Origin of the sequence: Kocuria sp., from assembly GCF_030538595.1 — a bacterium.
In the GTDB taxonomy this organism is placed as follows: domain Bacteria; phylum Actinomycetota; class Actinomycetes; order Actinomycetales; family Micrococcaceae; genus Kocuria.
Map to the genome: position 1 here is coordinate 25,294 of NZ_JAUNTS010000003.1, position 24,327 is coordinate 49,620.

The window sequence follows — 24,327 nt, forward strand, 5'->3', positions numbered from 1 at the left end:
AAGCGCTGGCCGTAGACCAGGGCTGGGGGTTTCTATGAAAATCGTCCGATGCGGTGTTGCATTACTTTCATTGGTAGTGTTTGGTTCGATTTTTGTGACTTCAATATTCGTTTCGTTGCCGAGTAATGTCCTTGTTGATCGAGGTGGATCAGGGATCAAGCATATGAAGTTATTGGAGTACTGGCCCCAAGGTTGGTCATTTTTTACTCGACCTCCGACCGAATCTACCCTTGTGGCCTACAGTACGAATTCAAGTCCAGAAAATCTCATGCAGACGCCTCAAGGTAAAGGCGAAAATATCTATGGATTAACAAGATCGCAGCGAGCTCAGGGTCCTGAGCTCGCGATACTTGCCAATAGTGTTATTTCTGACGAATGGTATACTTGTCCACCGGGGTCCTCCGTGAATGAGTGTTTAGAAAGCTATCGGGAGGAGTCAAATAAAAGCGTTGAATTCAAAAATGATTATCCAAATCCTTCGATTTGCGGCGACGCGCTGATCGCTGAAGCTGCAGTTGTAGATTGGTCCTACCGTGAACTTTACCAAGAATCGGTTCTTCCGTCACAGATACTTGTGGGGTATGTAGAGTGCGAACGTTGATTGGGTTCCCGTGGGATAGATTTAGCTCCAGTATCACTAGTTTTGCAAGAGATTCGATCTATAGGAGTGGAATTGGAAGGTCATTAATAGCGTTAGGGCAGGTGACCGTCCTGTTATTTACCCCGGCCGTGGCGTTATTCGTGCCCATCTACGGGATTTCAGACTCCATGTCCTGTGACGGAGTTCGCTCAATCGGGGCTTTCTGTCTGGGGGATGATGTGGGGTTGACTCGTGAAGCGGTAGCTGTCTTCTTAATTGTCATTTTATTGTGGGTTATTGTTGGGTATTTTCCCCGTTATACCGCCCCTGTCCATCTGTGGGCAACGGCAAGCGTATCGAGCTATATTTCACTGCCTGATGGTGGCGAAGCTGCTGCCCAGGCTGTCGTCCTATTGCTCCTGGTTGTAAGTTTAGGTGATAGGAGAATTAATCACTGGCTACTTAAAGCCCAGTACAGACCATCGTTCATTCAGCCTGTGGTCTGGGCTGCAGCTATTGTCGTCACACTGCAAGTCTCCTGGATATATTTGCAGGCATCGATGTCCAAGTTGGCGGTGACTGAATGGCAGCAAGGCAGTGCACTTTACTACGTTGCGAGAGACCCCATGTTTGGGGTGAGTGGGCTGTTGACAGAGCCATATTTGTGGCTAACCGGTCAACCGTGGGGGACTCTGTTTCTTTCCTGGGGTGCCATAATAATTGAGTTTGCCATAGCAATAATGATTCTTACTTCAGCGCGGCTGAGGTCCACGGCTTTAGTGCTGGCGATCCTACTGCACTCCGCATTCATCGTATTTATTGGCCTATGGTCTTTTGCCTTGATTATGATCGGATGTGTGGCATGTGCGACCTTTCCGGTTAAGGGTGAATCACCGGAGTTACAGAATCTAAATCCAAGGAGTGGGGAGGCTAACCTTGAGTCAGTTAATGCTAAAAGTTGAGGCTAACTGGATAAACTACTGGTTTCTTCGAATATTTGCTAAGCCTGTCGTTGTTATTGACGATGTTCCTCACTTTATCGAATGGGGAAAATTTAACACTGTAACAATTCAGCCCGGTGATGTTCGGGTTGGTGTGGGAGTAAGCTATAGTGGCAAGAATTTTCTGGGTTCGTTAAATCCGATGGAAGAGGCGCACTTGGTATTCAGGGACGGTCAAATACGCAAGTTTATTGCGCAGAACGGAATCACCAATCATTCACCGTTCTTGTTGTATGAGGTCGACTAGGGGTGGTGATTTATGATTTTTTTCAATTTTGCGGATCCTAATGTTGTAGTCGTGGAGGGGGGTGTCTCTATGTTCCGAGTCAAGCCGCAAGGGTGGTCGGCTCGGTTGTCGGGGTAGTGACTGGGGGGCTGGTAGTAGGCGCCGTCGCGGAGCATGGCGTAGATGACGTTGCAGCGACGCCTGGCGAGGCAGATCACGGTGGCGTTGTGGCGCTTGCCCTCGGCGCGTTTGCGATCGTAGTAGGCCTTCGAGACAGGGTCGGAGTTGGACGCGACCCACGCGGAGTAGAACAGGGCATTCTTCAGGCGCTTGTTGCCCGATCTGGCGGGGAACTCCCCGCGGATCGAGGTGCCGGACCTCCGCGTAACTGGAGCGATCCCGGCATAGGCTGCCAGGTGTCCGGAAGTCTCGAACGCAGAACCGTCGCCGATAGCCAGGAGGATCTGGGCTGCGGTCTTGATGCCGATCCCCGGCATACTCATCAAGACCTCGGCAAGAGGGAAGTTCTCCAGCACCGCCTCGACCTCCCGGGCTACTGTCGCCCGCTGTTCCTTCAGTTCCTTGACCTGGCCAGCGACTCGGGGGATCACGAGTTCCACGGCCGCGGTCGCCGGGACGATGACGCTCTGCTCGCCCAGCGCGGTGAAGATCCTCTCGACCAGTGCTTCGGGATCGCGGCGAGAGCGGGAGCGGGCAAACCTCAGAACTTTGCCTCGCCCAGCAGCGGTGAGCCCAGTGGGGCCACCGAACTTCTCCAGCAGGTCTAGTACGAACGCTGTGGAGAGACTGCCGCCAGTGAAGACGCGCTCAAGCGCAGGATGGATCTGCGTGAGCAGAGACCGGATCCTGTTGAGCGCTCTGGTGGTCTCGTGGGCGACATCTTCGTCGAAACCGGCGAGGACCTTGAGCGCTGAGAGTACCTCACTGTCGCGGTCGACCTGCCGCAGCGTGTGAGGCATGGTCCTGGCGGTGTCAGCGATGATGTACGCATCCCGCGCATCGGTCTTTGACCTGCCCGGGTAGAGATCAGCGGCTTTCCGCATCGCCAAACCAGGCAGATAGGCCACGGCGCAGCCGGCGGCTCGGGCGACCGCGATCGGCAGAGCGCCGATGGTGTTGGGTTGATCGACCACCACGAGTACGTCGCCGTGGTTCTGCAGCTGAGTGAATAGCTCGCGGAGCTTGGCTTCGTCTTGTGGGAGTGGCTTGTCGAACAGCTTGTTCCCGTCTGGGTCGAGTGCGCAGGCATGATGCCCAGATTTCCCGACGTCCAGACCGATCACGACCGCGAATTGTGTGTCCATGATGCTGTCCTTCCATGAAGCATCACTCGTGGTCGCAGTCCTGACACCCGATGCCGGCACCCACGTTACGAAGAGACCTCAGACTGTGCTGGGCCGTGTCCCTATCAGCGGTCAATGCGTGTCTCTCGACTGGGCGGCAACACCCCCCCGGACCATTGATGGCAGGGCAACAAAGCCATACCTGGTCGAGCGACCAGTTCCCCGTCCATCGGGGACACTCATAAGGTAACGGGCAGACATCATGCCGGGGCCGGCTGGTTACCTACGCCTACATCCTCTCGGAACCAGGAGCCACGAAAAAGGCAACGGGGGGGCTGCCCTGGTCGATCCGGGGTGACGTCCTTCGCCGCATCCAACAAGGAACTTTCAACAATCGCGGACACGGGGTGGACTTGACCCCAGTGCGGCTGCTGCGTGGCATGGCTACCCATGCCGCTCCAAAGTCATCCTTTTGGATGACTAGACAGGCTGACTACTTAGCGAGACTATTTAGCCATGAACGAGCGAGCCCCCAACAGTGAATGGCTCCGTGGAGTCCTGGAGACCTGTGTTCTGCAGACCATGCTCCCGGGCCCCACGTACGGCTATGAGATCACCACCCGTCTGGCGGATGCCGGGCTGGGGGAGCTGAAGGGCGGCACTCTGTACCCGTTGCTGGCGCGCCTGGAGAAGAAAGGTCTGGTCTCCGTTCAATGGCGTGCCGGTGAAGGGGGACCAGGCCGGAAGTACTTTGCGCTCACTGAGCAAGGGTGCGCGCAGCTTGCAGAAGCCAAAGCCGCCTGGCAGGACTTCACCACCACCATCTCAATCCATCTACAGCTGGCTTCCGTCCAGCCCCAGCAGGAGGTTTCATCATGAGCTCCCGTCACGCACCGACCCCGGCTCCCACCACCGGTTCCGTGGAATCCCACGAGGCATGGACACGTCCGTTCGTTCGCACGCACAGCAAGTGGTGCAACGCATTCATGACGGAGCTGCGCCTGGCGGAAGTACCCGGTGCACAGATCGGGGATCATCTGGCTGAGGTGGAGACCCACTGCATTGAATCCGGCCAGGAGCCCGCCGAAGCCTTTGGCGACCCCGTGGAATACGCCCAATCCTTGGTCTCCGAGTCTTCCCCGGTCCCCGGGCGCGGCACGTGGCGGGTGGCTGTGTTCTCTGCCGCGCAGGTTTTGTGCCTGATGGTGGGCACGGCGGCCGTCAATCACTGGGTGCGGGGGGATGCCATGGTTCTCAACCTGGTGCAGATCGCCTGCTTGGTACTCATGACCGCGTTGCTGCTGGCCCTGCCCGTAGTGATGCGGCCCGTTATCCGCCGCCCCGTGGTTTTGGGGGCGGGGCTGTTTGCCCTGTTCGTGGTGCTCGGCGTGGGGGTTGCCGCCGGTGAGCGACTGGCTTTGCCTGCGCTGGTCACTGTGCCCTCTGTGCTGGCGGCTGTGGTGGCCTTTGCCGGGATCTTGGTGCTGAGTGTGCTCAATTTCATGGCCCTGCGCGGAGCTGATGATCCTATGGCTTCACCCCTGTCCCAGCCGGAGAATGCGCGTTCAGCAGGCATCTCCGGTGTGTGGCTGAACGTCATGATCGCAAGCATGGTCCCGGTGACTTTCCTGGTTCTTGCCGCAGCCGCCTGGCTGATGGCCTGAGGGTGGTGCTGCGACTGGTCGCGTCGTTGAGGTGGCCGCGCGGGCTGACCCTAACGACGGCCGGGTCCGCACGAAGTGGCGCAGCCGGTCAGCGGCCCTAGACTGGGCGGGTTCCGCACACACGCAGGAGTTGCCTTCATGAAGTACGCCATTGCACCCGTGTTGCTCGCCGCCGCCGCGGTGGTCCAGGCATTGGGGCGCTACGTCTACCACCAGGACCCCATTGTGGTGGTGGGTGAGATGTTCTTCCCCATCTTCCTGGCGGGGGTGAGCGTCTTCTACGGCTTGCGTGGGCGGCCCGAGACCTTCTCCACGGTCAAGCTGGCCATGCTGATCTTGGCCGTGGTGGTGGCTCTGCTGACAGCGGTGGGTTGGGGGATGACCCTGTTCTGGTTCTACCCCTCCATCTGGGTGTACTACTCAGCTTTCGCGTTGCTGGTGATCACCGCCGTGGTTGCCGTGATCTCCACGCCCTCGGCCAAACAGCAGCGCGCCGAACGGGAGGGCTCACACGACAACGACGACGCCGCGAGCGCAGTCCCGGACGTCGCCTCCAACCCCTCCACTGGCGCTGCCCACTCGAAGACCTCGGCAGCCTCCGATGCAGATTCTGACGGGTGGCGGACAACTCGACGTTGACCCACCGGGCTGGGCGCTCATGTGAGCACCTATTAGCGCATGTAAAAATTGCCGAATTAAACAACTCAGAAAGAACTCATAAACTTCCTTGACGTAAGTCAAGAGTTTAATTTAAATAGTTCGGCAATTGCTGGCAACCCCTCTCCCCAGTAGGGCAAACAAGGTGTTCGCTTGGATAGCTTGTGGACCATGAGTACTTCCACGCCGCCAGGGGAGACGCGGGAGCCCGCCCGCCTCGACGGACCTGCATCAAATGCCTTGCTGAAGGTTGGGAAATTCTTTTCCCGCTGGGATGAAACGGAGGACGGCCGCGCGGTTTTCCGCGAAGGCGGACGTTCCGGAGATTCGTTCTACCGCAGCCGTTGGAGCCATGACAAAGTGGTCCGCTCCACGCACGGTGTGAACTGCACGGGGTCCTGTTCCTGGAAGGTGTACGTCAAGGACGGCATCATCACGTGGGAGGCGCAAGAGACGGACTACCCATCGGTTGGTCCGGACCGTCCCGAGTACGAACCCCGCGGTTGCCCCCGCGGCGCGGCCTTTTCCTGGTACACCTACTCACCCACCCGCGTTCGCTACCCCTATGTGCGCGGCGTTCTGCTGGACATGTACCGGGAGGCCAAGCAGGCCGTTGGCGGAGACCCTGTGGAGGCCTGGGCCTCGATCGTCAATGACGAACAGAAACGCCGCACCTTCCAGCAGGCCCGCGGCAAGGGCGGTCTGGTACGTGCCTCCTGGCAGGAGGCCGTGGAAATGACGGCCGCCGCCCACCTCCACACCATTGCCAAGCACGGCCCGGACCGGTGCATCGGGTTCTCCCCGATTCCGGCCATGTCCATGGTCTCCCACGCAGCGGGCGCCCGGTTCATCAACCTCATTGGTGGGGTGATGAACAGCTTTTACGACTGGTACGCGGACCTCCCCGTGGCCTCACCCCAGGTGTTTGGTGACCAGACGGACGTCCCGGAATCCGGTGACTGGTGGGATGCCACCTACCTGATGATGTGGGGCTCCAACATCCCCGTGACCCGGACCCCGGATGCCCACTGGGTGGCTGAGGTCCGGTACCGCGGCACCAAAGTGGTCTCCGTGTCCCCGGACTACGCGGACAACACCAAGTTTGCGGATGAATGGTTGCCCGCCCAGGCCGGTTCGGATGCCGCTTTGGCCATGTCCATGGGGCACGTGATCCTCAAAGAACACTTTGTGGATCAGCGCACCGAGTTCTTTGAGGACTACGTACAGCAGTTCACGGACCTGCCCTTCCTGATCTCCCTGGACACCCGCCCCGACGGCACCGTGGTGCCGGGCAAGTTCCTCACGGCAGCAGACTTGGCCGCTGACGGTGGCGCTGACGATCAGGCCGACGCCCAGTTCAAGACCGTGATGCTGGACCGCACCACCGGTGAGGAGTTCATCCCGCAGGGCTCCATGGGCTTCCGCTACAACAACCAGGACGAGGGCCGGTGGAACCTTGACCTGCAGGGCCGGACGCCGTCGTTGTCAATCTCCGATGCCGCAGGGTACGACGGCGCTGCCTCACCGGTTGCGCTGCCCGCCTTTGTGGACGACGACGGCACCGGCTCCGTGATCAACCGCGGCGTGCCCGTGACCCAGGTGGCGGGCAAGACCGTGACCACGGTGCTGGATCTGATGCTGGCCCAGTACGGTGTGGGTCGTGACGGCCTGCCTGGCGATTGGGCCGCAGGCTTTGACGACCTCAACACCCCTTACACGCCTGCGTGGCAGGAGGCCGTGACCTCCGTTCCAGCAGAAGCCGTGATCCGCATTGCCCGAGAATTTGCCACCAACGCGGTGAAGTCCGGTGGCCGCTCCATGATCATCCTGGGTGCCGGTATCTGCCAGTGGTACCACGGGGATGCCACCTATCGGGCCATCCTGGCGCTGCTGATGCTGTGCGGTTGCCAGGGCCGTAACGGCGGTGGCTGGGCGCACTACGTGGGTCAGGAGAAGGCCCGCCCCATCACCGGGTGGGCCACCATGGCCTCGGCCGGTGACTGGTCCCGTCCGCCGCGGTTCATGATCGGCACTGCGTTTTGGTACATGCACACGGACCAGTTCCGCCAGGACGGTCATTCCTCGGCTTCCTTGCAGTCCCCGCTGGCCGAAGGTCACCTGGACGGGATGCACACCGCAGATGTGGTCTCCAAGGCAACCCGGTTGGGGTGGATGCCCTTCTATCCGCAGTTCTTCGAGAACCCCATTGAGGTGGCTCACCGCGCTGCTGCGGCGGTGGAGGCCGGGGAGGCTGAGGACGAAGGTGCGTGGATTGCTGCCCAACTGAAGGCAGGCAACTTGCGGTTCGCCGTCGAAGATCCGGATGACGCCCGCAACTGGCCGCGCACCCTGGTGCTGTGGCGCTCCAACCTGCTGGGGTCATCGGCAAAGGGTGAGGAGTACTTCCTCAAACACCTGCTGGGCACCCACCACAATGTGCTGGGGGAGGACCACGTCCAATCCAAGCCCCAGGAAGTCGCGTGGCACCAGAAGGCACCGGAGGGAAAGCTGGACCTGTTGGTCTCCGCAGACTTCCGGATGACCTCCTCCACGTTGCTCTCCGACGTCGTGTTCCCGGCGGCCACGTGGTACGAAAAGCACGATCTGTCCTCCACGGACATGCACCCCTACGTGCACGCCTTCACCCCGGCCATCAACCCGCCGTGGGAGGCCAAGACCGACTGGGAGATGTTCCGCCTGCTCTCGGACGAGGTCTCGCGGCTGTCCGCTGGGCGTCTGGACACCGTCAAGGACGTGGTGGCCACGGCCCTGACCCATGACACCCCGGGGGAGATCGGACAGCCCGGCGGCCACGCCCCGGACTGGAAGAACACGGACCTCCCCGCGATTCCGGGCAAGAACATGCCGGCCTTCAAGGTGGTGGAACGTGACTACACGGCCATTGGCCAGAAGTTTGTGGCGGTTGGTCCCCTGGCGGACAAACTGGGTTTGACCACCAAGAACATCACCTTTGACGTCACCCACGAAACCGAGCGCTTGGCACGTCAACACGGGGTGTTCGACTCCGGGGCTGCCGCCGGGCGCCCGGCCATCGACTCCGACTCCCGCATGGCGGAAGCCATCCTCACCTTGTCCGGGACCACCAATGGTGAGTTGGCGGTGCAGGGCTTCAAGAAGCTGGAAAAGCGGGTGGGCAAGCAACTGCATGACCTGGCGTTGGGCTCCGAGGAAAAGCGGATCACCTTCAAGGACACCCAGGCCGCACCCGTCCCGGTGATCACCTCCCCGGAATGGTCCGGTTCGGAAACTGGCGGGCGGCGTTATGCACCCTTCACGGTCAACATTGAACGCCTCAAGCCGTTCCACACGCTGACCGGGCGCATGCACTTCTTCCTGGATCACGACTGGATGAAGGACATGGGGGAGATGCTGCCCACCTACCGGCCGCCGCTGAACATGAGTGCCCTCTTCGGTGAACCCCGCCTGGGTGAACGGGGTGATTTGTCCATCGCCGTGCGCTATCTGACCCCGCACAACAAGTGGTCCATCCACTCGGAGTACCAGGACAACCTGTTCATGCTCTCCCTCTCCCGCGGTGGCACCAGCGTGTGGATGTCCCCGCAGGACGCCGAGCTGATTGAGGTCAAGGACAACGACTGGGTGGAGTGTGTGAACACCAACGGCGTGTTCGTGGGCCGGGCAATCGTCTCCCACCGGATGCCGGCCGGGGTGGTCTACGTGCACCACGCACAGGAACGCACCATTGACGTTCCCAAGTCGGAAACCACGGGCCGTCGCGGCGGCATTCACAACTCGGTGACCCGCATCCTGCTCAAACCCACCCACATGATCGGCGGGTACGCCCAGCAGTCCTGGGCATTCAACTACCACGGTCCCACGGGCAACCAGAGAGACATTGTCTCCGTGGTCCGTAAGCGCTCCCAGGAGGTTCAGTACTGATGCGTGTGATGGCCCAAACCGCCATGGTGATGACGCTCGACAAGTGCATTGGGTGTCACACCTGCTCGGTGACCTGCAAACAAGCCTGGACCAACCGTGCCGGTACGGAATACGTGTGGTTCAACAACGTGGAGACCCGCCCCGGTCAGGGTTACCCGCGCCGTTATGAGGACCAAGAGAAGTGGCGCGGCGGCTGGACTCTCAACCGGCGCGGCAACCTCCAGCTGAAGTCCGGCAACCGGCTGCAAAAACTGTTCGGGATCTTTGCCTCCCCGGTGCAACCAGAGCTGGATGACTACTACGAACCCTGGACCTACGACTACGAAAACCTGGTGTCCTCCCCGGCCACGGATGACTTCCCTGTGGCCCGGCCCAAATCATTGATCACTGGCAAGGACACCAAGGTGGAGTGGTCTGCCAACTGGGACGATGACCTGGGTGGCACCGCCAACACGGATGAGCAGGACCCCATCCTGCAGAAACTCCGTGAGCAGTCAGAAGAGCAGATCCGTCTGGAGTTTGAAAAGACGTTCATGTTCTACCTGCCGCGCATCTGCGAACACTGCCTGAACCCGTCCTGCATGGCCTCCTGCCCCTCCGGCGCCATTTACAAGCGTTCCGAGGACGGCATTGTGCTGGTTGACCAGGACCGTTGCCGCGGCTGGCGCCAGTGCATCACCGGGTGCCCGTACAAGAAGATCTACTACAACCACAAGTCCGGCAAGGCCGAGAAGTGCACCTTCTGCTACCCGCGCGTGGAGGTGGGCATTCCCACGGTGTGCGCCGAAACCTGCGTGGGCCGCATGCGCTACATCGGGATCTTCCTCTACGACGCCGACCGCGTCACCGAGGCTGCTGCCACCCCTGACGAAAAAGACCTGTACCAGGCCCAGTTGGACATCCTCCTGGACCCGAACGACCCTGAAGTTCAGCAGGCGGCACGGGCCGAAGGCATCCCGGAGGACTGGTTGGAAGCCGCCAAGAAGTCCCCGGTCTACACCTTGGCCAAGGAACTGAAGGTGGCCCTGCCGCTGCACCCCGAGTACCGCACCATGCCCATGGTCTGGTACGTCCCGCCGCTGTCCCCGATCGTGGACCTGCTGCGCGGGCAGGGACACGACGGCGAAGACGCTGACGTTCTGTTCGGCGCCATTGATTCGCTGCGCATCCCCGTGGAGTACCTGGCCGAGCTGTTCACCGCTGGGGACACCGAGGTGGTGACCAATGTGCTGCGCAAGCTGGCAGCCATGCGGTCCTACATGCGGGATCTGACCTTGGGGCAAGACCCGGATGAGTCCATTGCAGAAGCCGTGGGCATGACCGGCAGCCAGATTCAGAAGATGTACCGGCTGATGGCCATTGCCAAGTACGACGAACGCTACGTGATCCCCACCGCCCACCTGGAAGAAGCCCACGGCCTGGAGGAAATGGGCTGTTCCCTGGATGTGGACGGTGGCCCGGGCATGGGCCAGATGGGTGGCTTGGGGGAGGCCTCCGGGCGCCCCACCCCCGTGGCAATCGAGAACTTCAATGCCCTGCGGGCCCGCCAGACCTCTGAGGATCCCACGGGCAATGATCAGCTCTCCGGGCGGGTGAACCTGCTCAACTGGGATGGCCAAGGCAATCCTGACGGCCTGTTCCCGGCGGGACAGGGGGATCAGGCCGGCGGCCAGGTTGGCAGCTCAGGCGGCAGCCGATGAGCCGGCTTGCTCGACTGTTCGGTTTGGCCAAGAAGGGCACGGTGGAGGCCGAGCCCTGGGAGGACCGTGATCCTGCCCGTTCTGCTGTGATCCGGCAGGCCGCCGCCATGCTCCTGGGGTATCCGGACCGGGATCTGATTCAGCGGCTGCCGGCCATCCGGGAGGCGCTGGCGGAGGTTGGTGCTGATGTGCAGACCGTTGAGCCGCTGATCACGTGGCTCACCGACCGCCCTTTGGCGCAGGTCCAGGGTGACTACGTCCAGGAGTTCGATCTCTCCCGCCGCCACCCGCTGCATCTGACGTATTGGACGGACGGTGACACCCGGCGTCGTGGAGAGGCGCTGCTGGCCTTCAAGCAGATGTACCGGGAGAACGGCCGTGAGCTGGATGATTCCGAACTGCCGGATCACCTGCCCGTGGTCCTGGAGTTTGCCGCACTGGTGAACCCGGAGGACGGTGCGCAACTCCTGCAGCGCTACCGGCCCTCCCTGGAACTGCTGCGGTTGGCCCTGCGTGATGACAAACTTCCCCAGCTCGGTGCGGTTGAGCTGGTGTGTTCCACGCTGCCCGGCCCCTCCCCGGAAGACCGTGATGCCGTGATGAAGATGGCTGGTTACGGTCCGCCCACGGAAACGGTGGGACTGCAACCCTTCGACCCCCGCTTGCTGCCCGTGGTGGATGGTGAGCAGTCGGCGGGACTGGCCGCGGCGGCGTCGTCGTCGGAAAATCCGGGAGCAGCCGGCCACACCCATGTCCCACCACACCTGACCCAGGCACTGGCCGCCTCTGGCCCATCCAGCCTGACGAGCCCAAGGGGATCCGCATGAGTTCTGTGATCGACATCCTGCTGTGGGGAGTGCTGCCCTACGTGGTGCTGCTGGTGGTGATCGGCGGGACCATCTGGCGCTACAAGTACGACCAGTTCGGGTGGACCACCCGTTCCTCCCAGCTCTATGAATCCCGGCTGCTGCGGATTGCCTCCCCGCTGTTCCACTTTGGCATCCTGGCGGTGCTGGTGGGCCACATTGTGGGCCTGGTGATTCCCAAGTCCTGGACGGATGCCGTGGGGGTGAGCGAGCACATGTACCACATGCTGGCGCTGACCATCGGCATCTTTGCAGGCGTTGGCACCTTTGTGGGCATGGCGCTGCTGATTTACCGACGCCGCAAAACCGGCCCGGTGTTCATGGCCACCACCACCAATGACAAGGTCATGTACGTGCTGCTGGTGGTGACCCTGACCGCGGGGTTGCTGACCACCATCCTGTCCCTGTGGGACACCAGCGAAACCAGCTACCGGGACACGGTGTCCCCCTGGTTCCGTTCCATCTGGATTCTGCAGCCGGACGTGGGAGCCATGGCGGCTGCGCCCATCTCCTTCCACGTCCATGTGCTCTTTGCGTTCGTGCTGTTCATGGCCTGGCCGTTCACCCGGCTGGTGCATGCCTTCACCGCGCCGTTGCACTACCTGTTCCGCCCGTACATCGTCTACCGCTCCCGCGACCGCGTGACCCGTTCCGGCTCTGTCCCCACGCGCCGTGGATGGGACCCGGTGGGCACCCAGGACCGGCACAACAGTGGATACCGCGGGGCTCGTTCCGGTGGCTCCACCCGCCGGGAGAAGAGCGGTTCCGGGAGCCGCTGAGCTTGGCGGATGAGCACTCCCATCAACGCCTGAATCACCATTCGGGCACCACGTTCTGAGCCTCACCAGCTCGGACTCACGCACTGAGGAGAACCACAGTCATGGGGAAAACTGCAGCGACGTCGTCCACCGCGCCAGAAAATGCTCTGGCACAGGAGATGAAGGCGGGGCAGACCCGCAACCTTTTGCTGGCCACCCTGGCCTCCACCATGGGTTTCTGGGCCTGGACCATCATTGGTCCCCTGGCCAAGACCTATGCCGCCAACATGGATTTGGGGGCCGGTCAGACCTCCATCCTGGTGGCCATGCCCATCCTGGTGGGTGCTGTGGCCCGAGTGCCCGTGGGAGCCATGACCGATCGCTACGGCGGACGGCTCATGTTCACCGTGATCCTGGGTGTGACCGCCCCGCTGGTCTTGCTGACCGCCGTGGTGGGTCAGATGAACAACTTTGGCATGTTGGTGTTCGTGGCCTTCTTCTTGGGCATTGCCGGCACCGTTTTTGCCATCGGCATCCCGTTCTGCTCTGCCTGGTACGAATCCCACCGCAAGGGATTTGCCACAGGTGTGTTCGGTGCGGGCATGGTGGGCACAGCAGTCTCCGCGTTTTTCACCCCGCGATTGGTGGCCGGTCTGGGGTACATGGGTGCACACATCCTGATTGCCGTGCTGGTGGCTGTCATGGCAGTGATCTGCTGGCTGTTCCTGCGCGAATCACCCACCCGCCGGGGTGTGGAGCCCACCCCCATGCTGCCCAAGCTCAAGGTGGCCTTTGGGTTGAAGGAAACGTGGCTGCTGTGCTTCATGTACGCCATTGTGTTCGGCGCTTTTGTGGCCTTCTCCAACTACCTGCCCACCTACCTGGGCAACGTGTATGACTTTGACGCCACCGGGGCCGGCACCCGCACCGCAGGATTCGCTGCGGCTGCCGTGGTGGCCCGTCCCATCGGTGGCACCCTGGCGGACAAGGTGGGGCCCAAGCTGGTTTCCATCGCCTCCTACGTGGGTGCGGCTCTGTTGGCCGTGGTGGTGGCCTTCCAGCCGAATGCGGAGCACGTCTACGGCCCCATCTTCATCCTGATGGCGCTGTTCCTGGGTCTGGGTACCGGCGGTGTGTTCGCCTGGGTGGCACGGGCCTCCGAACCCCGCACCGTGGGCACGGTCTCCGGCATCATTGCCGCAGCCGGTGGCCTGGGTGGTTACTTCCCACCACTGGTCATGGGGGCCACCTACAACGAGGCCCAGAACTCCTACTTTGTGGGACTCATACTGTTGGCACTGTTCTGCGTGCTCGGGCTGATCACGTGCTTCATTCTGCGCAACGGCGGGCGCGTGGACGAACGCGCCGCTGCAAGCGCCTGAGTTCTGCGAACAGATCAGGGATGGCAGGCAGCGTGAAGAGTCAGGCCGTGACGCTCAGCAGCAATGGCGAGTTCACGGTCGAACGTGGCCATCTCCGTGACCAGTCCAGCGTGCAGCAACGCCGTTGAGAGATGGAGCGCATCCATGGCCCGCAAACCTGAGCGCAGTGTGAGTGCGTGATCGAGTACTTCGTCATCGACGGCGTCCAACTCGATGCGTCTCAGGATTTCTTGGACGTCTTGGTGAGATCCTCCGCGGCGGTCCACAGTGGCGTGGAGTTCTACTTCGAGCAGACGCGAGGCGAGCAAGCCGTCGCCCTGAGTGAACATAGATTCGACCGCCGTGGCTTGGGGTTCACGGCTCAGCAACTTGTAGGCCGCGGAGGTGTCCACGTAGATCATCAGGACTCCCCGCGCATGTCCTCAAGCATCTGTTCCGTGCTCCAGTCAGTGACAGGCACCTTGATTTCCGGCACGCCGGACGCAGAGGCAGGTCGGAGTAGGCCCGCCGCAATTCGCTGGGACCGGCGGCTGGACTCCACCGGGGAGATACGGGCAATCGGGCGGCCACGGTCAGTGACCGTCACGTCCTCTCCCGCCTCTACGCGTGCCAGGACGCGGGCAGTCTGCTGGTTCAGCTCAGAACGTGTCACGGTGGCCATGGGGTCAGGATAGCCCGTTCTACTACTATTAGTAACTATCGGCGGCTGCTGGTCATGGACCAGGATCACTCCGACGACCAGGCCAAAGGGAGGCAGACTTGCTGTGAACCACGGCCGTCAACTGACATTGGTACGTTGGGCCCTGCCACCCCTCATCATTCATGTGCTCACAGCAATGCGCACGGACTCGGAGGAATCATGGAACTTGGGAGTACCGGCCCGGGGCAGACCCCAAATGGCAGTGATCACGGGGAGTCGAATCCGCGGGAATTGACCCACGTCCGTGGCGATGGGTCAGCGCAGATGGTGGATGTCTCCGCCAAGCAGGAAACCACGCGGGAGGCAACGGCGGTCGGCGTCGTGAAAACCCGTGTGGATGTGGTGGAGATGATTTTTGCCGCTGACCTGCCCAAGGGGGATGCGCTCCCGGTGGCGCGGGTGGCCGGGATCATGGCTGCCAAAAAGACCCCTGAGCTGGTGCCGTTGTGCCATCCGCTGCCCATCAGCAAGGTCACTGTGGACTTCAGGCGGTTGGCGGCGGGCGTGGAGATCACCGCGGTGGTGAAAACCCGCGGGGTGACCGGTGTGGAGATGGAGGCGCTGACGGCAGTGAGCGTGGCTGCGCTGACGCTGTTCGACATGATCAAGGCCGTGGACAAGTTCGCGGTCATTGCAGAGACCAAGGTGCTGGCCAAGTCCGGTGGCAAGTCCGGGGACTGGCAACGGGAGGACGCATGAGCGACCAACCATTCGATCAGAGCATGTTCGCGGGTGCACAGGCAGAAGGTGATGAGCAGGCTTCGCGTCGCCATGCCGAAACCACCGGAACCTACCGGGCAGTGGTGCTGGTGGCCTCCACTCGGGCGGCTGCCGGCACCTACCCGGACAAATCGGGCCCCACCGCAGCAGCCATGATCCGGGAAGCCGGCCATCAGTGTGCCGATCCCATTGTGGTGGCTGACGGGGAGCCCCTGCGCACTCAGATGCAGCACTTCCTTCGCGAGCTTCCGGCCCAGGAGCGCCCCGACCTGCTGATCACATCCGGTGGAACGGGACTGATGCCGGATGACCTGACTCCTGAACTGACCCGCGAGTTCCTGGACCGGCAGCTGCCCGGTGTCATGCACGCCATCTGGGCCGCCGGGCTAGAGCACATCCACACGGCAGGTCTCTCCCGCGGGGAAGTCGGTGTTGCCGGGCGCACGCTGGTGGTCAATCTGCCCGGCTCCCGGGGCGGAGTCAAAGACGGCATGGGTGTGGTGTTGCCACTGTTGGACCACGTGTTCCAGCAGCTCAACGGGCACCGGGACGTGGGGCACACTACGCCATCTGTTGAGGACCCGGCCCCCGTTCCAGCCGCGGGGTTCCAGCCCAGCGGGGTGCAAGGTGATCATCCGGCTGACCGTGTGGAGGGCGTGGTGGTCTCCACACGGGTGACGGAGGACCGGCTGAGTGCCGCCAGTGTCCAGTCCGCTGCGGCCTCTGAGACCACGGGGGCTGTGGTGGGCTTCAGCGGGTTGATCCGCAATCACGACGCCGGACGGTCCGTGACTCAGCTGGAATACACCGCCCATCCCACAGCCTCCACGGCGCTGCAGCGGGTGTGTGAGGAAGTGGCCCAGGAGTTTCCCGGGGTGCGTCTGGTTGCCGAACACCGCATCGGCCGGTTGAGTGTGGGGGATTCCGCCATGGAAGTTGCAGCAGGCGCGTCCCACCGCAAGATCGCCTTCCAGGCTTGCGATGCCCTGGTGGACCGGATCAAAGAACGTGTGCCGATCTGGAAACAACAGCACCTTCAGGACGGCACACACGAATGGGTGAATCTGTGAACCTGCCGCCACTGGTGGCCCCCGGCCCGGAGCTGAGCCTGCCGGAGATTCAGCGCTACGCCCGCAATCTGTCGGTGCCGTCCATCGGGGACTTGGGGCAACGCCGCCTGCGCGCCGCCCGCGTGCTGTGCCTGGGCGCCGGTGGTCTGGGGTCACCAGCCATCCTCTACCTGGCTGCTGCCGGAATCGGCACCTTGGGCATTGTTGACGACGACGCCGTGGAACTGTCCAATCTTCAACGCCAAGTCCTGCACGGGGACTCTGCCGTGGGTACTGCCAAAGCTGGCTCGGCAGCAGTGCGTGTGCGTGACCTGAACCCGGATGTGAACGTGGTGGAGCACCGGCAGCGGTTGACTGCTGAGAACGCGGTGGAGTTGGTCTCCGGATATGACCTGGTGCTGGATGGGTCTGACACCTTTGAAACCCGCTACGTGCTCTCGGATGCGTGCGCTCTTGCGGGGGTGCCCCACGTATGGGGATCCATCCTGCGTTTTGACGGTCAACTCTCCGTGTTCTGGGCTGAGCACGGTCCCACGTACAGGGACCTGCACCCGGTTCCCCCCGCCCCCGGTTCTGTGCCCAACTGCGCAGAGGCCGGGGTGCTGGGTGCATTACCCGGGGTGATTGGTTCCGCCATGGCTCTGGAGGCCATGAAGGTGATCATGGGGGTGGGCTCTGCCCTGGTGGGGAGGGTCAGTACCTACGACGCCCTGGATGGCACCTGGGCCACCATCCCACTGGTGCGCTCGCAGGCTCCCGTGGAGCAGATGTTCCCGTTCGGTGGTTTCGAGCGTGATGGTTATGGGACCGAAGGTGATGCCGCTGCAGACGCTGCTGCCTGTGGTGCACCTGGATCGGTGGCGTCTAGTGCAACGGCATCCTCTGCTGCAACCGCATGGTCTGTTTCAACCAAATCGGACCCGGACCTGGACACCGTGGGAGTTGTGGAATTACAAGAAATGCTGACGGCCCGCGACCAAGGACAGCGGGATTTTCTGCTGGTGGATGTCCGCGAGCCTTGGGAGCATCAGCTGTCCGCCATCCCCGGGGCGGTGCTGATCTCGCTGGGTGAGTTCCGCTCCGGCGCTGCCTTTGAGCGGCTCTGTTCTAGCGCGGACGTGGTGCTTCACTGCCAGGGTGGTGTTCGTTCCGGGGAGGCGCTGGGCCTTCTGCGTGCTGCCGACTCCAAGGCAAGCATCACCCGTACCACCCGCCACCTGGCCGGAGGCAAGACCGCTTGGGATCGAGAAAGCGACGACGATCTACAGTCGCCACGCAGCGTGCGTACTTGATGACGAGTTGTCCCGTCCCTCAGCGTTGATGCTCGAGGCAAATCGGTGCTCGAATTCAGGGTGGGGCTGAAGAGTGGATGGGAACGCTTCTCAGCGAATTCTGTGGTTCATCGTCGACGCTCACCTGCCGGGACTGCATTGCATTCGCAACTGGGAGCAGCCAGCCACCACGGTAAAGCACATTGGGCCCGGGTGCCTGTGCTGCACTAATGATTGAACAATGAGTGCCGGAGTTGCCGACTCTCACTGCAAGCCGCTCTTCGGAATATTGCCACAGGTCCTTGACTGTGAAGGGCTTGTGAGCAAATGTTAGTGAAACAAGTCAAGCCAATGTTGACACGGTTGCAAACAGTAAGGGATGGCATGGAGCTTGCGGCATTTTTCCTTATGGGGCTCGGTGGGCTGGCGCTCCTGATAATCCTTGGCCTTGCGATCTTTGAGCTAATCCGTATACCCTTGATTCGCGCTCCGCGAAAACAAGACTATGCTACAATGAGGCGAGAAGACCGTCAATTTCGAGAAATTTTGGTACCATCGTTGGCCGCCCTAGGATCTGGTGTTTTTGTAAGTATCTCAGCATCATATTTCTATGAATCGTTAAATAATCAAGAGAATGTAGCGTCTACCTATTATGGCATTGGCTTTTTCGCATTTGCGGCGATCATCTTTAGCGTAATGTTGTATAGCGCCCTTAAGTCCAAGGGAGCCGATGACGACTTGAGTCAGGACCCAACTATGATTGCTGCCGCAGCCCGAGAAAGAGCGGTGAACCTGTCGGGGCGGGCTCCTGACTCTTCATACTTGGATAAACGCCTGAAGGAGTGGGGGCAAGTTAAGTACGCACACGCGGTCGGGGTGTTTAGGGGAGTGTCATTGCGGCACAGGGGCGGTGGGTTTCCATACCTCAGGGTGGCATTCGTGAAGGCGGGCAGTCGCGGATCGGTGCTCCGTTTGGTTGCAGGCCCTCTTCGTATTTTTGCGGCTATGGTGTGGCATTTCCCGCTGAATTTCATATGGCCACTCCTAGGTGGTGCTCTATTACCGCTGGGTGTAATTGTATTCCTATTTCTTGCGGTCGATGATTCGGTTTTGTCTGAGATCATAATTTTTGCAGTTTTTACGCTCATTTCGTTGGTGATTGTGGGGTCGTACGCTTGGCTGCGTGGGGTGAGGGCCCGGAAGGCATATTTGATAAATGAGGAACTGGAGCGTGAAGCTGGCTGTGCCGTGGCCATGGCGAGGCGGGCCGAAGAAAAGGCGGCTGATTATGTTGAGCAAAAACGGATGCGAAACGAAAATCTGGATAGTTTCTTAGCGCGGCAGGGTGGCAAGAGAGGCCGCAAAGTTCTCCTTAAAGTTTCGCTGGGACCCTTTTGTTTCACAGTGAGCAAGTAGTCGGGTAGCTCAACTCTTATTTAATGGATCCTCTCACTCCGACTTCACCCAATTCCTAACCTAGGGTGTCGCGGGCAAGGGTGGGAATTTACTAAACGTCGGATGATAGTTCAAGGAGGTTTCAGCGCGGTGGGCAAGAAGGAGCCAGGCGGGCAGGCGGTCGTCGTGAATGGGGATGAGTATCATCCAGCAACCGGTCCGGCGCAGCGTGTGGATGCGGGTTTCGCGGAGCCGGAGGACTACGACTTTGCGATTGTGCATCTGACGGATACCCACTTCGAGCGGCTCAGTACTAGCGGACGTGGTTCTGCACTGCCAGGGCGGAGTTCGCTCAGAAGAGGCACTGGGCCTTCTGCGTTCCGCCGACGCCCAGTCCGGTCTCACTCGCTCCATCCGCCACCTGGCGGGAGGATTTGCTGACTGCTAGGGAGAGGTTGTGTATGGCTACCCCCATGCCTGAGTTGAAACGGCTTTTCACGAGTCTTCTTGCTGTGCGCCCCACCCGGGCCATGCCGTCCAGTCCATCCGATACGTCACTCCCGTGGGTGTGGGCCTACTGCTCACGGCTCTTTTTGTGGGGCCTGCGCAGGCCACCATGGGACTGTTGGGCGCCATGGCGGGTAATGCCGGCCGTGATGATCCTTTCCGACAACGCATGGTCACTTTGATTCTGGTTGGGGTGGCAACTCAGGCGAGCATATTGATTGGCCTCTTGATTGCCCCGCACGCGTGGCTGGTGCCCGTAGTCATCACGGTACTCACTACCTTGGTTGTCTGGGTGTGGCACGCACTGGCAGTCGGTGCGCCGGGGCCCACCACCACCTTGTTTGCCTGCGCCTTTGGCACCTATTTGGGGGCGCGCGGATATTCTGTTGCGGAAGTCCTGCCGGTTTCACTGTTGACTTGGTCCATTACAGCGGTGGTCTCCCTGCTGTTGGTGGTGGTGAAGGCGTCGGCGCCTAAACACCAGGCCGTGCGGACGGCGCGTGAATCCGTGGCGGCATATGTGGATGCGGTGCAACCGGGTGCCCAGGGCTCGGGCACCAGTGATGCAGACATGTCCACGCTGCGCTCACGTGCGTGGGTGATGTACAACGACGCCTGGGCTGCGGTGCGTTCGGGTCTGAAACCCGGTGCCGAACAACATTCTGAGCAAGGACAAGAGCTGCAGCGGCAGATGGAGGCTCTGCACGATCAGCTGTTGGCTGCCACGTACGCAGATCCGCACTCTGTGCTGGGCATATCCGCTGCTCCGGATGGCGGTCACCGTACAACGGAGCCGCCAACAGGGTTGCCCGCCATGGTGGGTCTGGTCCCTCTGGGCCGACCTGGGTGGAAGTATCTTCTGCGAACCAGCTTGAATCCCGGTGCGCGAGCTTGGCTGATTGCGCAACGTGCAGCCCTGGCCGTGCTGATCGCATCCGTGTCCGTGCTTCTTCTCCATGTGGGTCACCCCTACTGGGCAGTGCTGTCGGCCCTGATCATTCTGCACATGCAGACAGGACGCACGGAGTTGACCGTTCGTGCCGCTCACCGGGTGGTGGGTACGGGAATCGGCGTGGTGCTCTACCTGGGGTTTGCTCTGGCTCATCCCGGGCCGTGGTTGGTGTTGGGCATTGTGGTGGTCGCGCTCTACGGATTGGAGCTCATGGCTCCCACCAATTACGCGATCGCCACCGTGTGCGTTACGGGGCTGGCATTGTTGATGTCTCCGGTGACATCTGATGCCCAAATGGAGTCGCTGATCCGTGACCGCCTGGTGGAGACCGTGGTGGGCGTCAGCGCAGCCGTTCTGGTCATCTGGTTGATTGGCCGCAAAGCTGCCATCCGGTTGGTGCGTAGACAGTATCGAATGACCTTGAACTGCATTGTGGATGTGTTGATCGACCTCACGGGTCAAGCCCGTGGAAACTCTCTGAGAGCTGCAGAGCATCGGCGCAATCTGATCTTTGAGGTTGGGCGGGCATCATCCATTCTGGCCACTGCCCGCACGGACGATCCAAGCTCATTGGCTCCTTGGTCGGAGTTGCACGAGGAAATAGCAGGCCTTGCTTTTGACGTCACCGCAGCAGGGTGGTCCACAGCGGCAGATCAAGCAGCCGCACAGCAGGCGCTGCAACAATTGCGCGCCACCATCGCAACGTTGCCTGCAATCTCATCTCGAAACATTCATGTTGAGGGACTGGCTCAGCAGGTGGCTGAAGTTCATCGAGACTTTGCCACATCACACTGAACGTCCCGGACCCCGGCTGTGCCAGTGACTCATTCCGGCAGCCAGTGAACCAAGCAATCGTAGGATCGTAGGAGGGAACGCAGTGCAAGAACGGAAGCCGCAGGAGCAGGACGTCGTCGTGGTGAATGGCGATGACTACGATCCCGCCACCGGTCCGGCGCAGCGTACGGACGTGGGGTTTGCAGACCCGGAGGATTACGACTTTGCCATCGTGCATCTGACGGACACCCAGTACATCGCCGAAGGTGCCGCAGACCCGTCGGACCCGGATCGCCAGGCGCGATTCAAGGCCGCCCATGATGCCATCGCCCGGTGGGTGGGGGAGAACGCCGAACGGCGAAAGATCGTGTACCTGGCCCACACCGGTGATCTGGTGGAGAACTGGTGCTGGTTCTGGAACCGGCGGTCAACCGCCCGGCGGGAGTTTCAGGAAGCCGGGCGGCTGATTTCCATGATCGAAGATTACGGGGTGCCCGTGGGGGTGCTGCCCGGCAATCACGACAATCGTTGGGGCTCAGACGAGGGCCGTGGATCACCAGAACTCAAGATGTTCAACAAAACTTTTGGACCGATCCGCACCATGATGGCTCAGCGGCAATGGCGTCCCCGCGCGGGAGAATTAGAGGTGGAGGCCAACTACGGCGGTCCGTGGAAGGCCGGTGAAAACAGCTGCCATTACGACCTTGTCACCGTTGGTGACACCAAACTCATCTTCCTTCACCTGGGATACGGAGTGCGTGATGAGCACACCGCATGGGCGAATGACGTACTGCGCCAATATGCGGATCGAGACGCCATTATTTGCACGCATTACTATCTTGACCAGGGAATTCGCCCGGATGGGTCCGGAGCTCCTTACGGTGGCCCCGGGTCTTACGGCCCCAACGACGGCGTGAAAATCCACCGCGAAGTGGTCTCCCAACATTCAAATGTGGTCATGGTGCTGTGCGGGCACATTTCCGGTACGGGGTGGCGCCTTGAAGATCAGGTGGCTTATCCGTCTCCGGGTTTGTTGGCGGATTATCAGGCGCACCGGATGCCAGATGAAGAATTCCCGGTGGGTTATCGGCAAGCTCGGGGTGAGCGGCGCACCGGGTTCCTGAGACTCCTGCAGTTTCGTGTTGCCGATGGGACGGTGCGCGTGAGCACCTATTCGCCCGTCCTGGACAGTTTCCAGCCCGGGGATTTTGCCCCGCAAAGCCAGCTGAACCAACTGCTCGGCGGACGCGATGCAGCGGAGGTCGCGGCGCAACCCTGGGCGCATCCGGACCATCTGATCCTGCCCGTGGAGTTGCGTTCGCAAGTACCCGGTGGGCGCAACCTCCCAGCAGACGGAACCTTGGCCACTGACGTTCCGAATCTCAACGACGACGCCGCCGGTCCCCTCACCCTGCCGGCCTCGGACCAGACTTTGTCGGGGTTCGGTCGCACGGAGACGGATGTTTCCGGCCGCGTCATCCCTGACAAGTGGGGTACCGCCCTGACGGTGGCCGGTGCCGTGGGCGCTGCGCTCGTGGTGCGAAAGCTGCGGCGTCGCTAACTGCCGTTGGCCCCGCCGGTGGGTGGCAGAGCGGCGACTGCCCGCATCAGGTGAACCAGGCGCATGATGTTGTCCTGCTGGCGCAACGGATCACCGGTCAAGGACCCCACATCTGGTCCATGAACAACTTGATAGGTGATGGTGTCCCCGCGCACCTGACCATCGGTCGGATCAGTAAGAGCACGCACCGTGATGTCAGAGCCGGAACTGTTCCAACTCTGGTCAACGCTGACCGTGGCAAGGAGTGCATCCTCGGACACGGACAGCAGTTTGAAGCGGCGGTAGCCGTCAGATATTTCGGTCAGGACAGCGTTGAGGTTGTGGGGGCCCAGTGCTGGGATTGGTCCGGTCCAGTAGCTGGAGTCGGCATCGTGAACCACTGCCGATGCCACGGGGTCGTGTTGAGCTCCCAGGAGTCGGGTGCTGCGCGAGATCCTGGGGCCCGCGAAGGCCAAGAACATGAACCCCATGAGAAACGGCAGCCAAGCTACCCAGGGCAAATCACCCAATCCGCCGACCATGCCCACCATGGCCATAGGGATGATTGGGATGAAAGACCCGTATTTCACCACCAGGGTGCGCCATTTCCAGTAGGCGGGTTCGGGGAATCTGTGCGTTCCGCCGCGTGATGTCACCGGGGCTCGCTGTGGGCGGTGCCCTTGTCTGAACAGGGGTGGGTGCTTGCGGTTTTGGGGGCCAGGTCTCGCAACAGGTACACCAACCGGGCAAGGTCATCGGCTGTTTGCAGTCCATCTATCCGCGCGAACTGCGTGGTGTTGGAAATCTGGAAGACCAGGTCAGTTTCCAATGGGTTGTCCGGACCATCAACCGGGGAAGCGGGTTGGGAACCGCGTATGGAGATGTCCGTCCCGGGCGTGGTCCAGCCTGCTGTGGTGTCCAAGTCAGCTGTCAAGTCATCGGCCGACATGGATTGAATGCGCAGCCGCTTGTAGATTGCTGCTGCTCGGGTGAAGGTTGCCTCAAAGTTGGTGCTGTCCAAGCCGGGTATTTTCCCCGTCCACTGGAGGCCGTCGTCAATGGCCTTGATGTCTTTGAGGATGGGGTCCGATCGGTCAAAGTTCGCGGTTTGGCGGGCCATGAACCGTCGCACCCCCAGAGCGATGCCCAGCACGATTGCCGACCACAGGACCCAGGCAAGCCACCACGGTGAATCAACAGGATCAGGTCCAAATTGCCAAAGCACCATCAGGAGCATGGGGGCCAGCGCAACGCCGGCCAAGATCCAGCTGCGCCGCCGCCATGATCGTGGCGCCGTGAAGGCTGAGGCTCGTTCGGAAGTGCGCTTCCTAGCAGCCAT

At 61.2% G+C, this 24,327-nt stretch carries 20 protein-coding genes and 1 pseudogene; 16 read left to right on the plus strand and 5 right to left on the minus strand.

The genetic code is table 11. The features are described 5' to 3' along the window. The first annotated feature begins 34 nt into the window (after window positions 1–34). Together Q4G32_RS03570 and Q4G32_RS03575 are read left to right on the plus strand one after the other, a co-directional pair. Window positions 35–601 carry an SdpA family antimicrobial peptide system protein gene (locus Q4G32_RS03570; protein WP_303349293.1) on the plus strand — a complete coding sequence of 189 codons (567 nt, stop codon included), beginning with the start codon at window positions 35–37 and terminating at the stop codon, window positions 599–601. Next, on the plus strand, window positions 589–1,542 hold the full coding sequence (locus Q4G32_RS03575) for a sporulation-delaying protein SdpB family protein (protein WP_303349294.1): 954 nt from the start codon (window positions 589–591) through the stop codon (window positions 1,540–1,542). Before Q4G32_RS03570 ends, Q4G32_RS03575 begins: the two co-directional genes overlap by 13 nt. A 365-nt stretch (window positions 1,543–1,907) precedes the next feature. On the opposite strand, the pseudogene Q4G32_RS03580 reads toward Q4G32_RS03575, so the two are convergent. Next, window positions 1,908–3,132: pseudogene (locus Q4G32_RS03580) on the minus strand (IS110 family transposase). Window positions 3,133–3,627: 495 nt separating this feature from the next. On the opposite strand from Q4G32_RS03580, the gene Q4G32_RS03585 reads away from it, so the two are divergent. The 8 genes from Q4G32_RS03585 to Q4G32_RS03620 all read left to right on the plus strand — a co-directional run bounded on the left by Q4G32_RS03585 (window position 3,628) and on the right by Q4G32_RS03620 (window position 14,059). Further along, window positions 3,628–3,990, plus strand: coding sequence for a PadR family transcriptional regulator (locus Q4G32_RS03585; RefSeq protein WP_303349295.1), 363 nt, complete (start codon window positions 3,628–3,630; stop codon window positions 3,988–3,990). Beyond that, complete coding sequence (locus Q4G32_RS03590; RefSeq protein WP_303349296.1) at window positions 3,987–4,775, plus strand: HAAS signaling domain-containing protein; 789 nt, start codon at window positions 3,987–3,989, stop codon at window positions 4,773–4,775. The genes Q4G32_RS03585 and Q4G32_RS03590 overlap by 4 nt, the downstream gene beginning before the upstream one ends. A gap of 138 nt (window positions 4,776–4,913) precedes the next feature. Then, a complete protein-coding gene (locus tag Q4G32_RS03595) occupies window positions 4,914–5,414 on the plus strand; it encodes a hypothetical protein (protein WP_303349297.1) in 501 nt (166 codons plus the stop codon). A 189-nt stretch (window positions 5,415–5,603) separates the two neighbouring features. Continuing rightward, window positions 5,604–9,353, plus strand: coding sequence for a nitrate reductase subunit alpha (locus Q4G32_RS03600; RefSeq protein ID WP_303349298.1), 3,750 nt, complete (start codon window positions 5,604–5,606; stop codon window positions 9,351–9,353). Further along, window positions 9,353–11,053: a nitrate reductase subunit beta gene (narH, locus tag Q4G32_RS03605; protein ID WP_303349299.1), complete on the plus strand. Its 1,701-nt coding sequence runs from the start codon at window positions 9,353–9,355 to the stop codon at window positions 11,051–11,053. The genes Q4G32_RS03600 and narH overlap by 1 nt, the downstream gene beginning before the upstream one ends. Beyond that, the gene (gene narJ / locus Q4G32_RS03610; RefSeq protein WP_303349300.1) at window positions 11,050–11,880 is read left to right on the plus strand and encodes a nitrate reductase molybdenum cofactor assembly chaperone; all 831 of its coding nucleotides are present in this window, start codon (window positions 11,050–11,052) and stop codon (window positions 11,878–11,880) included. The genes narH and narJ overlap by 4 nt, the downstream gene beginning before the upstream one ends. Then, window positions 11,877–12,698 carry a respiratory nitrate reductase subunit gamma gene (narI, locus tag Q4G32_RS03615; RefSeq protein WP_303349301.1) on the plus strand — a complete coding sequence of 274 codons (822 nt, stop codon included), beginning with the start codon at window positions 11,877–11,879 and terminating at the stop codon, window positions 12,696–12,698. Before narJ ends, narI begins: the two co-directional genes overlap by 4 nt. A 101-nt stretch (window positions 12,699–12,799) precedes the next feature. Then, a complete protein-coding gene (locus Q4G32_RS03620; protein ID WP_303349302.1) occupies window positions 12,800–14,059 on the plus strand; it encodes an MFS transporter in 1,260 nt (419 codons plus the stop codon). A 14-nt stretch (window positions 14,060–14,073) separates the two neighbouring features. Here the strand turns inward: Q4G32_RS03620 and Q4G32_RS03625 are convergent, their stop codons facing one another. Further along, window positions 14,074–14,460, minus strand: coding sequence for a type II toxin-antitoxin system VapC family toxin (locus tag Q4G32_RS03625; protein WP_303349303.1), 387 nt, complete (start codon window positions 14,458–14,460; stop codon window positions 14,074–14,076). Next, a complete protein-coding gene (locus tag Q4G32_RS03630) occupies window positions 14,460–14,720 on the minus strand; it encodes a type II toxin-antitoxin system Phd/YefM family antitoxin (protein ID WP_303349304.1) in 261 nt (86 codons plus the stop codon). The genes Q4G32_RS03625 and Q4G32_RS03630 overlap by 1 nt, the downstream gene beginning before the upstream one ends. Window positions 14,721–14,918: 198 nt before the next feature. Here Q4G32_RS03630 and moaC point away from each other — a divergent pair, with 198 nt between their 5' ends. The 6 genes from moaC (at window position 14,919) to Q4G32_RS03660 (ending at window position 23,009) form a co-directional block, all read left to right on the plus strand. Then, the gene (gene moaC, locus Q4G32_RS03635) at window positions 14,919–15,458 is read left to right on the plus strand and encodes a cyclic pyranopterin monophosphate synthase MoaC (RefSeq protein ID WP_303349305.1); all 540 of its coding nucleotides are present in this window, start codon (window positions 14,919–14,921) and stop codon (window positions 15,456–15,458) included. Then, window positions 15,455–16,549, plus strand: coding sequence for a molybdenum cofactor biosynthesis protein MoaE (locus Q4G32_RS03640; protein ID WP_303349306.1), 1,095 nt, complete (start codon window positions 15,455–15,457; stop codon window positions 16,547–16,549). The genes moaC and Q4G32_RS03640 overlap by 4 nt, the downstream gene beginning before the upstream one ends. Next, entirely contained in the window at window positions 16,534–17,841 is a 1,308-nt protein-coding gene (gene moeB / locus Q4G32_RS03645; RefSeq protein WP_303349307.1) for a molybdopterin-synthase adenylyltransferase MoeB, read from the plus strand. The genes Q4G32_RS03640 and moeB overlap by 16 nt, the downstream gene beginning before the upstream one ends. Window positions 17,842–18,204: 363 nt before the next feature. Next, a complete protein-coding gene (locus Q4G32_RS03650) occupies window positions 18,205–19,236 on the plus strand; it encodes a hypothetical protein (RefSeq protein WP_303349308.1) in 1,032 nt (343 codons plus the stop codon). 541 nt (window positions 19,237–19,777) lie between these two features. After that, window positions 19,778–21,469, plus strand: coding sequence for an FUSC family protein (locus Q4G32_RS03655; RefSeq protein ID WP_303349309.1), 1,692 nt, complete (start codon window positions 19,778–19,780; stop codon window positions 21,467–21,469). Between the two features lie 82 nt (window positions 21,470–21,551). Next, the gene (locus Q4G32_RS03660) at window positions 21,552–23,009 is read left to right on the plus strand and encodes a metallophosphoesterase (RefSeq protein WP_303349310.1); all 1,458 of its coding nucleotides are present in this window, start codon (window positions 21,552–21,554) and stop codon (window positions 23,007–23,009) included. On the opposite strand, the gene Q4G32_RS03665 is transcribed toward Q4G32_RS03660, so the two are convergent. Next, on the minus strand, window positions 23,006–23,644 hold the full coding sequence (locus Q4G32_RS03665; RefSeq protein ID WP_303349311.1) for a hypothetical protein: 639 nt from the start codon (window positions 23,642–23,644) through the stop codon (window positions 23,006–23,008). The two genes, Q4G32_RS03660 and Q4G32_RS03665, sit on opposite strands and share 4 nt — an antisense overlap. Then, entirely contained in the window at window positions 23,641–24,327 is a 687-nt protein-coding gene (locus tag Q4G32_RS03670) for an FUSC family protein (RefSeq protein ID WP_303349312.1), read from the minus strand. Before Q4G32_RS03670 ends, Q4G32_RS03665 begins: the two co-directional genes overlap by 4 nt.

Coding starts and splice junctions, on each gene's coding strand:
- Q4G32_RS03670 (WP_303349312.1), bottom strand. CDS start 24,327: ATGGCTGCTAGGAAGCGCACTTCCGAACGAGCCTCAGCCTTCACGGCG.
- Q4G32_RS03640 (WP_303349306.1), top strand. CDS start 15,455: ATGAGCGACCAACCATTCGATCAGAGCATGTTCGCGGGTGCACAGGCA.
- Q4G32_RS03650 (WP_303349308.1), top strand. CDS start 18,205: ATGGAGCTTGCGGCATTTTTCCTTATGGGGCTCGGTGGGCTGGCGCTC.
- moaC (WP_303349305.1), top strand. CDS start 14,919: ATGGAACTTGGGAGTACCGGCCCGGGGCAGACCCCAAATGGCAGTGAT.
- narJ (WP_303349300.1), top strand. CDS start 11,050: ATGAGCCGGCTTGCTCGACTGTTCGGTTTGGCCAAGAAGGGCACGGTG.
- Q4G32_RS03620 (WP_303349302.1), top strand. CDS start 12,800: ATGGGGAAAACTGCAGCGACGTCGTCCACCGCGCCAGAAAATGCTCTG.
- Q4G32_RS03595 (WP_303349297.1), top strand. CDS start 4,914: ATGAAGTACGCCATTGCACCCGTGTTGCTCGCCGCCGCCGCGGTGGTC.
- Q4G32_RS03630 (WP_303349304.1), bottom strand. CDS start 14,720: ATGGCCACCGTGACACGTTCTGAGCTGAACCAGCAGACTGCCCGCGTC.
- narI (WP_303349301.1), top strand. CDS start 11,877: ATGAGTTCTGTGATCGACATCCTGCTGTGGGGAGTGCTGCCCTACGTG.
- Q4G32_RS03590 (WP_303349296.1), top strand. CDS start 3,987: ATGAGCTCCCGTCACGCACCGACCCCGGCTCCCACCACCGGTTCCGTG.
- Q4G32_RS03570 (WP_303349293.1), top strand. CDS start 35: ATGAAAATCGTCCGATGCGGTGTTGCATTACTTTCATTGGTAGTGTTT.
- Q4G32_RS03585 (WP_303349295.1), top strand. CDS start 3,628: ATGAACGAGCGAGCCCCCAACAGTGAATGGCTCCGTGGAGTCCTGGAG.
- Q4G32_RS03600 (WP_303349298.1), top strand. CDS start 5,604: ATGAGTACTTCCACGCCGCCAGGGGAGACGCGGGAGCCCGCCCGCCTC.
- Q4G32_RS03625 (WP_303349303.1), bottom strand. CDS start 14,460: ATGATCTACGTGGACACCTCCGCGGCCTACAAGTTGCTGAGCCGTGAA.
- moeB (WP_303349307.1), top strand. CDS start 16,534: ATGGGTGAATCTGTGAACCTGCCGCCACTGGTGGCCCCCGGCCCGGAG.
- narH (WP_303349299.1), top strand. CDS start 9,353: ATGCGTGTGATGGCCCAAACCGCCATGGTGATGACGCTCGACAAGTGC.